The following is a 14,335-nucleotide window of genomic DNA, read 5'->3' as shown; positions in this document are numbered from 1 at the left end:
TGGAGCTCAGCCTCAGTAGCGGGGAACCGAGGGATCCACCTCCACGCTCCAGGCCTCGATGCCCCCCTGCAGGTTGAGCACGTCGGCGTAGCCCTGGGCCTCCATCAACCAGCAGGCGAACTGCCAGCTGCGAATCCCCGCATGGCAGAGCACCACCACGGTGCGGTCCCGCTCGATCAGCTCATCGAGCCGCCCGACCCATTCGCTGGAGCTGCTCAGGGGCAGATGCAGCACCGGGTGCTGCAGGGAAGCCATCGCCAGTTCGGCCGGTTCCCGCACGTCCACCAGCAGCAGCGGTTCGCCGGCGAGCAGACGTTGCTGCAGGTCGCCGGCACGGATGGTCTTCGGGGTCGGGGGGGTCATGAGACAGATGCTGAAGGAGTCGGGGCCGTGCCGGCGCCCTGGGGCTGTGGGGCTGTCATCCGGCGTGGTCATGGATGAAGATGACAGCAACCCCTGCGTCCGGCGCATGAAGGCTCGCCCCTTCCTGGCGGCTGTGCTGACGGCAGCCCTGCTCCTGCTCTCCCTGGGGGGAGGGTTCTGGTGGCTGGCCCTCCGTCAGAGTCCGCTGCGCCTGCAGCAGCACACGCTCGAGCTGCCCCTGGCGGCCCGCTTCGTGCCGCGCAACGCACTGCTCAGTCTTCACCTGCTGGTGGAGCCCGACCAGCTGGTGGCCTATGCCAGGGCTGTAGCTCCTCCGCCCCGGCGCCGGGAGGCGGCTGAGCTGGTGGCCAACCTGCGGGATGGCGCCTTCGCCACCGCTGGCCTGGAGTACAGCAGCGAACTGGCCGGCTGGCTGGGCCCCGACACCAGCCTGGCGGTGATCGCTCCTGAGGGGAGCGCAGGGCCCACCGGCTGGTTGCTCGCTCTCCGTTGTCGCGAACCGGAGGGCGCCCGCCGCTTCCTGCAGCGCTTCTGGCAGTCCCGCAGCCTGGCGGGCACGGCCCTGCAGATCAGCAGCTACCGCGGGATGGGGCTGATCAGCGGCCGCGGCGCTCTGGTGGGGGAGCCCAGCCAGGCTCTGGCCACAGCCCTGATCGATGACCAGCTGGTGTTGATCGCCTCCGGCCGTGGGGTGCTCGAGCAGGCGCTTGATGTGTCGCAGATCGCCGAGCTCAACCAGGCTGGGCAGGACTCGCTTCAGGCTGCCGTCGGCCGGCTGGAGGGGGGGGTGGCGCTGCTCACGGCACGCCCTCAGGCCTTCAGCGACTGGCTCGGCCTGCCTCCCACTCTCGCGTCTGCTGATGGGGTTGGAGACCTGGTGGCGGCCCTGGTGCCCGATGGACGGGGCCTCCAGCTCCAGGCGCTGCTCTCCTCCCTTCTGCCCCTCCCTCGTCTGCAGCTGGATCCGATCCCCGACCTGCTCGGTGAGCTGCGCGGCCCGGTGGCGAGCCTGGCGCTGCTGCAGGATCCCGCCTCCCTGCTGGAGGATTCCGGCGAGCCGGCCAGCGCTGACCTCTGGAGCTCCCTGTTGGCTCCACAGCTGCGTCGCATCCTCGCTGATCTGAGAGGACCGCTGCCATCGCTGGTGGCGGCCGCCGACCATGGCCCCTTGCTGGGCCTGCGCCGGAAGCAGGGTTGGATGCTCGCCACCGCCGCGACGGCCCTGGACACGGATGGCTTGCGCCCTGCGCTGAACGCCCAGGGCTACAGCCCGGCGCCCCTGAAGCGTGATGGCCAGACCCTGCAGGTCTGGAGCCGCCTGGAAGCCCGGCCCGGAAAGGGCGATCCCGACCGTCTGCAGGCCACGGTGGCCGGTGTCCGTTTCGATCAAGACCAGACGGCCTGGTGGGGGGATGGCCTGGCCGCCCTTGACGATCAGCTCCAGGGTCGACAGGCCCCGAAGGAGCGGATCCAGCAGCTGCAGACCCTCGGAACCCGGGAGGCCCCCCTGCAGGTGGCTCTGGCCGCCGAACCCGCCAAGGATCTGCTGGCCCCCTGGCCCCCCTGGCAGCTGCTCTCCAACCTGGTGGGCCGTCCCCTGGTGGGCGGCATCGACGGCCTGGCCTTCAGCCTGGCGATCGAGTCGCCCCTGCTGGAGGATCCACCCCCCCCCCTGAGTCCGTCCTCGCTTCTCGCCCTGCGGGCGCATCTGCAGCTGGAGTGAGCCATGGCCCCCCTGTCGCTGTTGTTGCTGCGCCATGGCCTCGCCGAGGAGCGCCAGGAGCCTGAGCCGCCTGGCCGCCCGGATCGGGAGCGCCCGCTGACGACGCGGGGCCGCCGCCGCACGGCCGCGGTGGTGCGGCGGCTGCTCGGGCTGAATCTGGGCTGTGATCAGCTGCTGAGCAGCCCCCTGTTGCGGGCGTTCCAGACCGCCCGGATTGCCCGGGAGGAGGGCCTCTGCGGGGCCCTGGCGATCGCGGCAGAACTCTCCCCTGACGCCGACCCCTTGCCCCTGCTGGGGCACTGGCTGGCGGCGGATGGTCCTCTGGCAGGCGGTGGTCGCCTCGGGCTGGTGGGCCATGAACCCGACCTCAGCGTTCTGGCCGCCAGGCTCTGCGGTGCTCCTCCCGGGGCCCTGCGCCTGAAGAAAGCCGGCGTGGCCCTGCTCGAGCTGCCCTCCCCCAGCTCAGTTGACGGGCAGCCACTGCTGGGAGGGGCCAGCCTGCAGCTGTTGCTCACGCCCCGTTCTCTGCTCACGGGCCACTGAGCGGTTGGAGGGGTGTGCCAGGGGCTGTCGGCAGGGCTACGGCAGGGGCCAGGACCTGGCCCTAGCTTCTGAGCTGCTGAACGGACGACGCCGATGGTGATGGATGCAAACCGGGTTGCCGCCCAGGCAGCGCCCGTCTTCCGTCCTGGGCTCGAGGGTGTTCCAGCGACCCAGTCGGCCATCTGCGACATCGACGGCCTCCAGGGCCTGCTCACCTACCGCGGGTATCCCCTCGAGGAACTGGCGGCCCACAGCACGTTCCTCGAAACCACCCACCTGCTGATCTGGGGTGAGTTGCCCACCGTCGAGCGGTTGCAGGCCTTCAAGCACGACGTGCAGATGCACCGGCGGGTGAGCTTCCGCATCCGGGACATGATGAAGTGCTTCCCCGCCGATGGGCACCCGATGGATGCGCTGCAGTCGAGCGCGGCCTCCCTGGGATTGTTTTATTCCCGCCGGGCCCTGGATGATCCCGCTTACATCGAGGCGGCGGTGGTGCGTCTGATCGCCAAGATCCCCACCATGGTGGCCGCCTTCCAGCTGATCCGCCTGGGACAGGATCCGATCCAGCCCCGCGACGACCTGCCCTACTCCGCCAACTTCCTGTACATGCTCACCGAGCGGGAGCCCGATCCCCTGGCGGCACGGATCTTCGATGCCTGCCTGATCCTGCACGCCGAGCACAGCCTCAACGCCAGCACCTTCAGCGCCCGGGTCACCGCCAGCACGTTGACCGACCCCTATGCCGTGGTGGCCTCGGCGGTGGGCACCCTCGCCGGCCCCCTGCACGGTGGCGCCAATGAAGACGTGCTGGCCATGCTCGAGCAGATCGGCACCGAGGACCGGGTGGAGCCCTGGCTGGATCGGGCCATCGCCGAGAAGCAGAAGATCATGGGCTTCGGGCACCGGGAATACAAGGTCAAGGATCCCCGGGCCGTGATTCTCCAGGGTCTGGCCGAGCAGTTGTTCGATCGCTTCGGTCACGACGCCATGTACGACGTGGCCAGGAGGGTGGAGGAGGTGGCCGCCGATCGGCTCGGCCCCAAGGGCATCTACCCCAACGTCGATTTCTACTCCGGGCTCGTGTACCGCAAGCTGGGTATCCCGAGGGATCTGTTCACGCCGATCTTCGCGATTGCCCGGGTGGCTGGCTGGTTGGCCCACTGGAAGGAGCAGCTGGGGGCGAACCGCATCTACCGCCCCACGCAGATCTACACCGGGGAAGGGCGCAGGAGTTGGTTGCCTCAGGATGCCCGCAAGGCCCTGCCAGGCGTTTAGGTTGCCCTCACCTCAGCTCGAGATGGAGTTGTCACGGTGTTGATCGACCCGGCACCAGCCCTTCTGACCACCGCCTGGCCTGGCCTGGCCCTGGTGGGCCCAGGCCTTGACCTTCAGTCCAGTTTCACCAGCACCCTCGAGGAGTTCGGCCTGAGCCAGGCCGCAGCCCATCTGCTCTGGCTGCCCCTGCCCATGCTGCTGGTGCTGGTGGCGGCCGTCGTCGGTGTGCTGGTCAATGTCTGGCTGGAACGCAAGATCTCGGCGGCCGTCCAGCAGCGGATCGGACCGGAGTACGCCGGCGCCCTCGGGGTGCTGCAGCCGATGGCCGACGGTCTCAAGCTGCTGTTCAAGGAAGACGTGATCCCCAAGCGGGCCGATGGCCTGCTCTTCACCCTCGGCCCGGTGCTGGTGCTGGTGCCGGTGATCCTCTCCTGGCTGGTGGTGCCCTTCGGCCAGAACCTGCTGATCAGTGATGTGGGCATCGGCGTGTTCCTCTGGATCGCCCTGAGCAGCATCCAGCCGATCGGCCTGCTGATGAGCGGCTATGCCAGCAACAACAAGTACTCCCTGCTCGGGGGCCTCAGGGCCGCTGCCCAGTCGATCAGCTACGAGATTCCTCTGGCTCTGGCAGTGCTGGCGGTGGTGATGATGAGCAACTCGCTGAGCACCGTCGACATCGTCAACCAGCAGAGCGGTGCCGGGATTCTCAGCTGGAACATCTGGCGTCAGCCAGTGGGCTTCCTGATCTTCTGGATCTGTGCCCTGGCCGAATGCGAACGCCTCCCCTTCGACCTCCCCGAGGCTGAAGAGGAGCTGGTGGCCGGTTACCAGACCGAGTACGCCGGCATGAAGTTCGCCCTCTTCTACCTGGGCAGCTACATCAACCTGGTGCTCTCGGCCCTGCTGGTGGCGGTGCTCTATCTCGGCGGCTGGGGTTTCCCCCTGCCGGTGGAATGGCTGGCCGGAGCCCTCGGTCAGTCGGTGGATGCACCCCTGGTGCAGGTGATCACCGGCTCCCTCGGCATCGTGATGACCGTGCTGAAGGCCTACCTGCTGGTGTTCATCGCGATCCTGCTGCGCTGGACCCTGCCCCGGGTGCGGATCGACCAGCTCCTGGATTTTGGTTGGAAGTTCCTGCTGCCGATCGCCCTGGTCAATCTGCTGGTCACCGCCGGCCTCAAACTGGCCTTCCCGGCTTTTTTCGGCGGTTGAGCATTCAGCCGGTCATCATGGGGCCAGCCAACAGCTCCAGGCCCCTCCTCCAGCTCCTGTTTTCGTTCCGTTCCGACTCCCCACACCATGTTCGGATTCCTGCAAAAGGTCGGTGACTACACCAAGGATGCCGTCGGTGCGGCCAATTACATCACCCAGGGCCTCTCGGTCACCTTCGATCACCTGCGCCGCCGGCCGATCACGGTTCAGTATCCCTACGAGAAGCTGATTCCGTCGGAGCGTTACCGCGGCAGAATTCACTACGAATTCGACAAGTGCATCTCCTGTGAGGTCTGCGTCCGGGTTTGCCCCATCAATTTGCCCGTGGTTGATTGGGTGATGAACAAGGAGACCAAAAAGAAGGAGCTCCGCAATTACTCCATTGACTTCGGAGTGTGCATCTTCTGCGGCAACTGTGTGGAGTATTGCCCCACCAACTGCCTCTCGATGACCGAAGAGTATGAGCTGGCGGCCTTTGATCGCCATAGCCTCAACTACGACAACGTGGCCCTTGGCCGCCTTCCCACCAGTGTCACCAGTGATCCTGCCGTGGTGCCCCTGCGTGAGCTGGGCTACCTGCCCAAGGGCGAGATCGACCCCCACGGCGTCGACCCCACCAGGCCAAGGGCTGGCCAGCTGCCTGAGCAGCTGCAGGCTGAGCTGGCTGCCGAAGCCTCCAAGCCCGTGGAGAACGCCTGATGACGATCGCCTCCGTCACCCAGCTGATCTGCTTCGTCGCCCTCTCCCTCACCCTGGTGCTGGGGGCCCTGGGGGTGGTGCTTCTGCCCAACATCGTCTATTCAGCCTTCCTGCTGGCTGGTGTGTTTCTCTCTGTGGCTGGTCTTTACCTGCTGCTCAATGCCAGCTTCGTCGCCGCGGCCCAGGTGCTCGTCTATGTCGGCGCCGTGAATGTGTTGATCCTGTTCGCGATCATGCTCGTGAACAAGAAGGAAGCGATGGCTGAGATTCCCGGCCTGCTGCTGCGCCGGGTGCTCTCCGGCGCCGTCTGCCTGGGTTTGTTCCTGCTGCTGCTGCGGGTCGACCTCACCACCCCCTGGGCAGTACCAGGCCCCACCCCTCTTGGCGAAGACGCCACCACGTTGATCGGCATTCACCTCTTCAGCGACTACCTGCTGCCCTTCGAGCTGGCTTCGGTGCTGCTGCTGATGGCCATGATCGGGGCGATTGTGCTGGCCCGCCGCGACGTGTTCAGCAGCGATGTGATCACCGGTGAAGCCGCCGATCAGGGGCTGATCGAGAAGGAACGCACACCCCTTCTGCTGGAGAGCCCCCCTCGCGACACCACTCTGCTGGAGAAAGTCTGACCATGCCCGCCTCCTCCATCGACATTCCGCTCGAGGCCTACCTGGTGTTGGCGGCCATCCTGTTCTGCACCGGGGTCTGGGGTCTGATCAACAGCCGCAACGCCGTGAGGGTGCTGATGAGCATCGAGCTGATGCTGAATGCCGTCAACATCAACCTGATGGCCTTCTCCAGTTACATCGATGGTCAGCAGATCCGTGGCCAGGTTTTTGCCATTTTCGTGATCACCGTGGCCGCGGCCGAAGCCGCCGTTGGTCTTGCCATCCTGCTCTCCCTCTACCGCAACCGCGAAACCGTCGACATGGAACGCTTCAACCTGTTGCGCTGGTGAGAGGGCCTGCTGCTTCGGCGGTTCGGGTGTTGCGCCTGATCTGATGGAGCTTCAACGGGTCTGGTTGATTGTGCGCAGCGGCAGTCAGGCTGCCCAGCGCCAGGCAAGGCGCTGCGCTGAAGATCTGCGTTCGCAGGGGGTCGATGTCACGGTGGCCACCTGTGGAGCCACCTCCAATCCTTTTCCGGGGCTGCTGGCCACCGAGCCCTGTCTTCCCGATCTCACCGTCGTCCTGGGTGGAGATGGCACCGTGCTGGGGGCGGCCCGTCATCTCGGCCCCCTGGAAGTGCCGATCCTGAGCTTCAACGTGGGTGGGCATCTCGGTTTCCTCACCCATGAGCGCAAGTTGCTGGTGCTCAGCACCACCTCCTCCGAAGACAACCTCTGGCAGCGGTTGCGTGATGACCGCTTTGCGCTCGAGCGTCGGATGATGCTCGAGGCCTTTGTCGATCGTGGCGACGGGGTTCCCGAAGGGGAGGAGGCGGAGGATCCTGCCGGCTCTGGGCCTGGTTCGCTGCATCGGGCCCTCAATGACTTCTATTTCCGTCCATGCCTCGATGAGTTCTCCCCCACCTGTGTGCTGGAGCTGGAGATCGATGGGGAAGTGGTGGACCAGTTTCGCGGCGACGGCCTGATCATCGCCACCTCCACGGGCTCCACCGGCTATGCCATGGCTGCAGGAGGTCCGATCCTTCATCCCGGGATCGACGCGATCGTGGTCAACCCGATCTGCCCGATGAGTCTCTCCAGCCGCCCGGTGGTGGTGCCGCCCCGCTCCCAGCTGGCGATCTGGCCTCTCGGTGAACCGAGCCGGCGGGTGAAGCTCTGGAAGGATGGAGCCCATGCCACGGTCATGGAGCCCGGAGATCGCTGCGTTGTGCAGCGCTCGGGCCACTGTGCGCTGATGGTGGTGCTCCAGCAGAGCCCCTCCTACTACCGCACCCTCAGCCACAAGCTGCACTGGGCCGGCGATCTCACGGCGGCTGAACCATCGGCCAACTGAGTGCTCTTGGCGCACGGGTCAGGATGAACCAGTCCGGGTGAGCAGGTTCAGCGGTGGCTCTGGAGATCGAGAGACGTTTTCTGGTGCGGGGATCCGGCTGGAGGGATCACATCCTCTGGGGGCAGCGTCTGCGCCAGGGGTATCTGCAGGCCTCAGCCGATGGCGTCACCGTGCGGGTTCGCCTGGAGGACGACGAGCCGATGGAGACATCGGCCGGGCAGGGGAGCAGGGCCTGGCTGACGCTCAAGGCCGCCGTCACAAGGATCACCCGTGCGGAGTTTGAGTACGCGATTCCCGCTGACGATGCCAGGCAGCTCCTGGCTCTGACGACCGACAGCCTGAGCAAGCAGCGCTACGGCCTGGATCTGCCCGGCGGCGACTGGGTCCTCGACGTGTTCGAGGGGGAGAACGCGCCCCTGGTTCTGGCGGAGGTGGAACTGGAGCGGGAGGACCAGCCGTTGACCGTGCCGCCCTGGTGTTTGAAGGAGATCACGGGACGGGGAGATCTCAGCAACGCCGCCTTGGCACGCTGCGCCTGGAGCCACAGGCCCCTGGCAGAACGGCAGGCCTTGCTGGATGGAGGGCTTTGTAACGACGGCGACATCGACTAGGATTTCGTTAAGGATTTCTCCTTAATTCCGTTCAGCCGCAGTTTTGCTCGTGATCGGTCTCTACGACCACCAAGGCGTGCTTCGCTTCGCAGGGCGCGATGCCGATGATTGTCTTGACTACGCCGACCTCTTCGGGCTTGGTCCAGACCGCTACAGCCTCCAATCCCTCACCACCACGGTGGAGAGGCCCAGTTTCCCGAAGACGGCTTCAGCTGCCACGCCTGCCTGATCCGGCCCTGGGGGCATTGCAGCCTGGGGTCAGCCCTCTGGGCTGGGCAGATTGCAGCAGTTAAAGCCGTCACGGCAGATCTTGCCGTTGTCCATCGCCCAGTTCAGCAGGGCCACCCTGTTCTTAGCGCCGGTCTTGGTGAAGATGTTGCTGACGTGGTTGTCCACGGTGCGCTTGCTGATCATCAGCTCGAGGGCGATTTCCTGATTGGTCAGGCCTGTGGCCACGCGCTCGATGATCTCCAGTTCACGTTCCGAAAGACTGGAGCGCAGCTGGACATGATCGTCTCGATCGGACATCCATACCCCAGGCCTCCATACCCCACTGTAAGCAGTGGCCGTTGGCGCATGATGGGGCCTGAGCGATCCCCCGTCCGTTGCTTCTGCGCCAGGCCCTGGAGACCGGTCAGTTCGCCATCACGGCCGAAGTGACCCCACCGCGGGGAGGGAATCCGCAGCGCACCCTGGCGGTGGCCTCCAAGCTGCGTGGGCTGGTCCATGCCGTCAATGTCACCGATGGCAGCAGGGCTGTGATGCGCATGAGCAGCCTGGCCCTCTGCCGGCTGCTGCTGGAGGCAGGGCTTGAGCCGGTGTTGCAGCTGGCCTGCCGCGACCGCAATCGAATTGCTCTCCAGGCCGATCTGCTCGGGGCCCATGCCCTGGGCATCCGCAATGTGCTCTGCCTGACCGGTGATCCCGTGCGTGCCGGAGATCAGCCGAGCGCCCGGGCCGTCAACGAGCTGGAGGCGGTGCGCCTGCTTCAGTTGGTGGGCCAGCTCAATGGAGGCCTTGATCCCGTGGAGGGTCAGCTCCCGGATGGTCCCACAGCCCTGTTCCCCGGGGCAGCGGCTGATCCTCAGTCGGCCAGCTGGAGTGGTCTGCGGGCCAGGGTCCGGCGCAAGCACGTGGCTGGTGCCCGCTTTCTGCAGACCCAGATGGTGATGGACAGCGAGGCCCTGCGCCGCTTCTGTGGCGAGATCAGCGAGCCCCTGGGCCTGCCGGTGCTGGCCGGGGTGTTCCTGCTCAAGTCGGCGCGAAACGCGGCCTTCATCAACCGCGTGGTGCCTGGGGCCTCGATCCCCCAGCCGATCATCGACCGCCTGGCCGCTTCATCAGACCCAGCGGCTGAGGGTGTGGCGATCGCCGCTGAACAGGTGCGTGCCTACAGGGGGATTGCCCAGGGGGTTCACCTGATGGCCGTGAAGGCCGAGGAGCGCATTCCCTTGATCCTGGCTGAGGCTGGTGTGTCGGCCACACCACGCAACTGGCAGGCCGAACGTCGGCCTCTGCCCCCGGCGGACCGCTGCTGAAGCGGCGGATCGCTGCTGCAGATGATCAGCTGTCGCCCCCGCTCAGGGCCAGATCCGTTCCCAGGAGATCGGCCATGGCCTTCTGCTGGGGCGATGGCTGCACCACGTCCTGGCGGCGCACATCGGTGATCAGCCAATCCAGAGAGGCTTCCTGCAGGTCGAAGTGATCACCGTTGCGATCGACGCAGTAGCGGCCGAACACCAGCTTCTCGACCAGGCGCACGCCCGCACCGATGCGCGAGTATTCGAAGATGATCGAGTTGTCGATCGTGGCGCCTTCACAGATGTGGCAGCTCGGCCCGATCATGGCCGGGCCCACGATGGTCACGCCAGGATCAATGCGGGTCATTCCTCCCACGTAGATGGGACCCTTAACGGTGATCTTGTCCCAGTCGGCGGCGACGTTCAGGCCTGTGAAGATCCCTGGCCGGACTTCCCGGCCCGGCACCTGCACCTGACGTACGTTGCCTTCCAGCACGCTGCGGATCGCCTGCCAGTAATCAGGCACCTTGCCGATGTCCACCCATTCGAAGTCCATCGGCAGGGCGTAGAAGGGGGCTCCTGCTGCCACAAGCCGCGGGAAGAGGTCGGAGCCGATGTCGAAGGGGATGCCCTCGGGGATGTGATCGAGAACCTCCGGCTCGAAGATGTAGATGCCGGTGTTGATCATGTCGCTGGCGGCCTCTTCCAGGGAAGGCTTCTCCTGGAAGCTCAGCACCCGGCTGTCCTGATCGGTGACCACCACCCCGTAGCTGCTCACCTGGTCCCTGGGCACCCGCTTGGTGACCAGGGAGGCCATCGCCTTTTTCTCCTTGTGGCGCCGGACGGCCTCGGTGAGATCGAGATCGATCAACGCGTCGCCGCAAAGCACCACGAAGGTGTCGTCAAAAAACGGCTGAAACGTCTGAATCTTCTTGATGCCACCGGCGGAACCCAGGGCGGCGCCGATCAGTTCACCATCTTCGATGCGTCCTTCGAAGCTGTAGGCGATCTCCACACCGAAGCGCTGGCCGTCTCTGAAGTAGTTCTCAATCTCTTCGGCCAGGTGTGAAACATTCACCATGACCTCGGTGAACCCGTGCTGACGGAGCAGCTCCAGCAAAAACTCCATGACGGGTTTCTGCAGGATCGGGATCATCGGCTTGGGGATCGTGTGGGTGATTGGCCTCACCCGTGTCCCCCTGCCGGCCGCGAGAATCATGGCCTTCATGGGCACCTGTCCGCTTCTGATCTGAATCTGGGCAGCTTAATGAAGACCCTCAGGCGGCCTGGACTTCCCGAGCCGGAGAGGGAGCTGGCACCAGTCTGTGAGGCAATGCTGACGGCAGAGTGCCAACGCCCTCCTGGCAGCCTCTGAGGTGCAGGGGCCCGAACAGATCGCCGTCCTGCTGCAGGTCGACCCTGCCCTGGGAGCAGAGGAAGAGCAGGGCCCAGAACACCCCCACCCGATCCCGGTCCAGATCCGGTGGGGCGGCCTCGGCCCAGGCGTCCACCAGCACCTCGAAGTTCACCCAGTCGCTGGCGGCTTGCCACTCCAGCAGGAAGTGGCTGAGGGCTGCGGTGGTCTCCGGCAGTTTCTCGCGGTGGGCCAGGGCGGCCACCTGTTCGATGGCGGCCCGTTCGCTGTAGCGCCGTCCCCGGGACTTGGCCCGCCCGCTGCCTTCACCCTGCTCCAGCCGCTCGGCGATGTCCTCCAGCTGGCGGATCAGTTCGCCCAGGGTGACGGGACGCTGCAGGGGTGGTGGAGCCACGGCCCGACGCAGCAGATGCTGCTCGGGCCTGCGCGGCAGCTGAAAGGAGAGCAGCTCGAAGGCTTCCCCCGCGTCATCGTCGCCGGCGAAGCCATCCGGTTCCAGCTCCGGTTCGGGGGGCAGGGTCTGCTGCTCGAGGATCTCCGCCTTGAGGCTCACGAGCACCGAGGCGGCCAGGAATGCCTCGCTGGTGGCGGCCAGGTCGCTCTCATAACTGCCGCCGTCGCCGGGCCTGCCCACCAGGCGCGGGGCCCCGATCCGCTGGCGCAGCTGGTCGAGGAAGCCATCGACCACGGCAATCACATCGACGTCCCAGGGGTCGATCTCGCCACGCTCGGCGGCATCCTGCAGCAGGCGGATCGCCAGCCTGGCGCCTGCTTCAGCCACGGTGCTTCAACTACTACCGGAAACGTACCCCGCCTGGAGGGCGACGGCCAGCGAAAGCCGGACGGAGCTTCAGGTCTGCTCGAGCTGAGGCTCTGGGGTGGGGGCTGAACTCTCACCTGCTGCGGGCAGCAGGCTCAGCTGGGCATCGACCGTGGCCCGGTAACGCTGAACGTCTTCCTCCAGTTCGCGGATCCGCACCTGCTGGGCTTCCAGCTCAGTTTGCTCCTGCAGTTGCTCCACCTTCTTGACCACGCCGGTCCAGACGGCGAACACCCAGGCGGCGGTGGCACCGATGCCACCAACCACCAGCATCATGGCGGCGAGGGGCAGGGTGGCACTCACCCCTGGCAGGAAGCGCACTGTGGTGGGGGTGGTGTTCTCCAGGGTGAACATCACGGTGGCCAGGCCGAAGCTGAAGATCAGCAGGAAGTTCAGCTGACGCATGGTTGAGGGCGCTTGGGGCGAGGCGAGTGGGAGAGGCGGTTGTATGAAACGCTTGGACGTGAGGGAAGTCCCCTCCAAATCCCGACTGGCTGGGAGCGTAGGCATCCCCTTGGGGTGGGGGAGGGTGACTGCTGCAACCGCAGGGTTTCGTAATCCCTTCGCTCAGGGCAAGAGTGGGGCGACCAGGCGGGGCTGCTGCGCTTCCAGTCCGGGGCTGATCCAGGCCAGGGGAGGGTTCTGACGAATCAGGCCCTGGCGCCCGGCTGGAATCATCCGGGCCATCGAGGCCTCCTCGCGTTGGACCAGGGCCTCGATCGAGGCCCGGTAGCTGTCGGTCATCAGGCGGGGGTAGAGGCCGATGCCGATGATCGGCACCAGCAGGCAGGAGATCACATAGATCTCACGGGGCTCGGCATCCACCAGCTTGGTGTGGGAGACCAGCTCGGTGTTCTCCTTGCCGAAGAAGATCTCGCGCAGCATCGACAGCAGATAGATCGGCGTGAGGATCACCCCCACCGCCGCCAGGGCCGCCATCACGATGCGGAAGCTGAGTGAATAGGCCTCGCTGGTGACGAAGCCCACGAACACCATCAGCTCCGACACGAAGCCACTCATGCCCGGCAGGGCGAGGGAGGCCAGCGAGCAGACGGTCCAGAGGGCGAACATCTTGCGCATCTTCTGGCCCACACCGCCCATTTCATCGAGCTGGAGCGTGTGGGTGCGGTCGTAGGTGGCGCCGACCAGGAAGAAGAGGCTGGCGCCGATCAGGCCATGGCTGACCATCTGCAGCATGGCTCCGCTGGTGCCCAGGGCGCTGAAGCTGCCGATGCCGATCAGCACAAAGCCCATGTGGCTGATCGAGCTGTAGGCGATCTTGCGCTTGAGGTTGCGCTGGGCGAAGGAGGTGAGCGCGGCGTAGATGATGTTCACCACCCCCAGCACCACCAGCAGCGGCGCGAACTGGGCGTGGGCATCGGGCAGCAGCTGCACGTTGAAGCGCAGCAGGGCGTAGCCCCCCATCTTCAGCAGGATGCCGGCGAGCAGCATGTGCACCGGAGCCGTGGCTTCGCCGTGGGCGTCGGGCAGCCAGGTGTGAAGCGGCACGATCGGCAGCTTGACGCCGAAGGCGATCAGCAGGCCGGCGTAGGCCAGCAGCTGGAAGCGGGTGCCGAACTCCTTGGCCGCCAGGGTGGTGTACTCAAAGCTGGGGGTGCCCCCGCCTTGAAAACCCATGGCCAGGGCGGCCAGCAGGATGAACACCGAGCCGCCCGCGGTGTAGAGGATGAACTTGGTGGCGGCGTACTGCCGTTTTTTCGCGCCCCAGATCGCCAGCAACAGATACACCGGCAGCAGCTCCAGCTCCCAGGAGAGGAAGAACAGGAGCATGTCCTGCACGGCGAAGACGGCGATCTGGCCACCGTCCATCGCCAGGATCAGGAAATAGAACAGGCGCGGTTTGAAGGTGACCGGCCAGGCTGCGAGCACTGCCAGGGCCGTGATGAAGCTGGTGAGCAGAATCAGAGGCATCGAGAGCCCATCGGCCCCCACCGACCAGGCCAGCCCCAGATCGGGCACCCACTCCACCCGCTCGATCAACTGCAGACCGGCCACTGAGGGGTCGTAGCCGTTGAGGTAGGCGCCGGCGGTGACCAGGAAGGTGATCAGGGCCACTCCCAGGGCGTACCAGCGGATCGTCTTGCCATCTCCCTGATCCGGGATGAACGGAATCAGCAGAGCCGCGGCGATCGGCAGCAGGATCGAAACGCTCAGCCAGGGGAACACGGTGGCGGATCCCACGCTCACGGCA

At 65.9% G+C, this 14,335-nt stretch carries 17 protein-coding genes; 11 read left to right on the top strand and 6 right to left on the bottom strand.

Going from position 1 to position 14,335, the window contains the following annotated elements; genetic code table 11:
• Window positions 1–12 precede the first annotated feature (12 nt).
• Window positions 13–363: a rhodanese-like domain-containing protein gene (locus KQ297_RS08665; protein WP_259739058.1), complete on the bottom strand. Its 351-nt coding sequence runs from the start codon at window positions 361–363 to the stop codon at window positions 13–15.
• Between the two features lie 106 nt (window positions 364–469).
• Between KQ297_RS08665 and KQ297_RS08660 the strand changes: the two genes are divergently transcribed.
• From KQ297_RS08660 to KQ297_RS08615, 10 genes are all read left to right on the top strand, one after another.
• Window positions 470–2,107, top strand: coding sequence for a DUF3352 domain-containing protein (locus tag KQ297_RS08660; protein ID WP_259739057.1), 1,638 nt, complete (start codon window positions 470–472; stop codon window positions 2,105–2,107).
• Window positions 2,108–2,110: 3 nt separating this feature from the next.
• On the top strand, window positions 2,111–2,650 hold the full coding sequence (locus KQ297_RS08655; RefSeq protein ID WP_259739056.1) for a histidine phosphatase family protein: 540 nt from the start codon (window positions 2,111–2,113) through the stop codon (window positions 2,648–2,650).
• A gap of 93 nt (window positions 2,651–2,743) precedes the next feature.
• Window positions 2,744–3,928, top strand: a complete 1,185-nt coding sequence (locus tag KQ297_RS08650) for a citrate synthase (RefSeq protein WP_259739055.1) — start codon at window positions 2,744–2,746, stop codon at window positions 3,926–3,928.
• 93 nt (window positions 3,929–4,021) lie between these two features.
• Window positions 4,022–5,140, top strand: a complete 1,119-nt coding sequence (nuoH, locus tag KQ297_RS08645; protein WP_259739079.1) for an NADH-quinone oxidoreductase subunit NuoH — start codon at window positions 4,022–4,024, stop codon at window positions 5,138–5,140.
• A gap of 87 nt (window positions 5,141–5,227) precedes the next feature.
• Window positions 5,228–5,839 (top strand): NAD(P)H-quinone oxidoreductase subunit I, encoded by a 612-nt coding sequence (gene ndhI, locus KQ297_RS08640; protein WP_259739054.1) that lies wholly within the window; start codon window positions 5,228–5,230, stop codon window positions 5,837–5,839.
• Window positions 5,839–6,465 (top strand): NADH-quinone oxidoreductase subunit J, encoded by a 627-nt coding sequence (locus KQ297_RS08635; RefSeq protein WP_259739053.1) that lies wholly within the window; start codon window positions 5,839–5,841, stop codon window positions 6,463–6,465. The genes ndhI and KQ297_RS08635 overlap by 1 nt, the downstream gene beginning before the upstream one ends.
• Before the next feature lie 2 nt (window positions 6,466–6,467).
• Window positions 6,468–6,794, top strand: a complete 327-nt coding sequence (gene nuoK / locus KQ297_RS08630; RefSeq protein ID WP_185466669.1) for an NADH-quinone oxidoreductase subunit NuoK — start codon at window positions 6,468–6,470, stop codon at window positions 6,792–6,794.
• A gap of 43 nt (window positions 6,795–6,837) precedes the next feature.
• Window positions 6,838–7,797 carry an NAD(+) kinase gene (locus KQ297_RS08625; protein WP_259739052.1) on the top strand — a complete coding sequence of 320 codons (960 nt, stop codon included), beginning with the start codon at window positions 6,838–6,840 and terminating at the stop codon, window positions 7,795–7,797.
• Window positions 7,798–7,850: 53 nt separating this feature from the next.
• The gene (locus tag KQ297_RS08620; protein ID WP_259739051.1) at window positions 7,851–8,408 is read left to right on the top strand and encodes a CYTH domain-containing protein; all 558 of its coding nucleotides are present in this window, start codon (window positions 7,851–7,853) and stop codon (window positions 8,406–8,408) included.
• Window positions 8,409–8,457: 49 nt separating this feature from the next.
• Window positions 8,458–8,637, top strand: coding sequence for a hypothetical protein (locus KQ297_RS08615; protein ID WP_185466718.1), 180 nt, complete (start codon window positions 8,458–8,460; stop codon window positions 8,635–8,637).
• Between the two features lie 29 nt (window positions 8,638–8,666).
• Here KQ297_RS08615 and KQ297_RS08610 read toward each other — a convergent pair whose 3' ends face one another.
• On the bottom strand, window positions 8,667–8,936 hold the full coding sequence (locus tag KQ297_RS08610; protein WP_185466666.1) for a LuxR C-terminal-related transcriptional regulator: 270 nt from the start codon (window positions 8,934–8,936) through the stop codon (window positions 8,667–8,669).
• A 77-nt stretch (window positions 8,937–9,013) separates the two neighbouring features.
• On the opposite strand from KQ297_RS08610, the gene KQ297_RS08605 reads away from it, so the two are divergent.
• The gene (locus KQ297_RS08605; protein ID WP_259739050.1) at window positions 9,014–9,946 is read left to right on the top strand and encodes a methylenetetrahydrofolate reductase; all 933 of its coding nucleotides are present in this window, start codon (window positions 9,014–9,016) and stop codon (window positions 9,944–9,946) included.
• Between the two features lie 25 nt (window positions 9,947–9,971).
• On the opposite strand, the gene KQ297_RS08600 is transcribed toward KQ297_RS08605, so the two are convergent.
• The 4 genes from KQ297_RS08600 to KQ297_RS08585 form a co-directional block, all read right to left on the bottom strand.
• Window positions 9,972–11,156, bottom strand: a complete 1,185-nt coding sequence (locus KQ297_RS08600) for an NDP-sugar synthase (RefSeq protein ID WP_259739049.1) — start codon at window positions 11,154–11,156, stop codon at window positions 9,972–9,974.
• A gap of 49 nt (window positions 11,157–11,205) precedes the next feature.
• On the bottom strand, window positions 11,206–12,084 hold the full coding sequence (locus tag KQ297_RS08595; RefSeq protein ID WP_259739048.1) for a segregation/condensation protein A: 879 nt from the start codon (window positions 12,082–12,084) through the stop codon (window positions 11,206–11,208).
• A 69-nt stretch (window positions 12,085–12,153) separates the two neighbouring features.
• On the bottom strand, window positions 12,154–12,528 hold the full coding sequence (locus KQ297_RS08590) for a LapA family protein (RefSeq protein WP_259739047.1): 375 nt from the start codon (window positions 12,526–12,528) through the stop codon (window positions 12,154–12,156).
• Between the two features lie 162 nt (window positions 12,529–12,690).
• Window positions 12,691–14,331: an NAD(P)H-quinone oxidoreductase subunit 4 gene (locus KQ297_RS08585; RefSeq protein WP_259739078.1), complete on the bottom strand. Its 1,641-nt coding sequence runs from the start codon at window positions 14,329–14,331 to the stop codon at window positions 12,691–12,693.
• Between the last annotated feature and the right edge of the window lie 4 nt (window positions 14,332–14,335).

Source organism: Synechococcus sp. CS-205 (assembly GCF_025128255.1).
GTDB lineage: Bacteria > Cyanobacteriota > Cyanobacteriia > PCC-6307 > Cyanobiaceae > Regnicoccus_A.
This window is presented reverse-complemented; position numbering and strand designations above follow the sequence as displayed.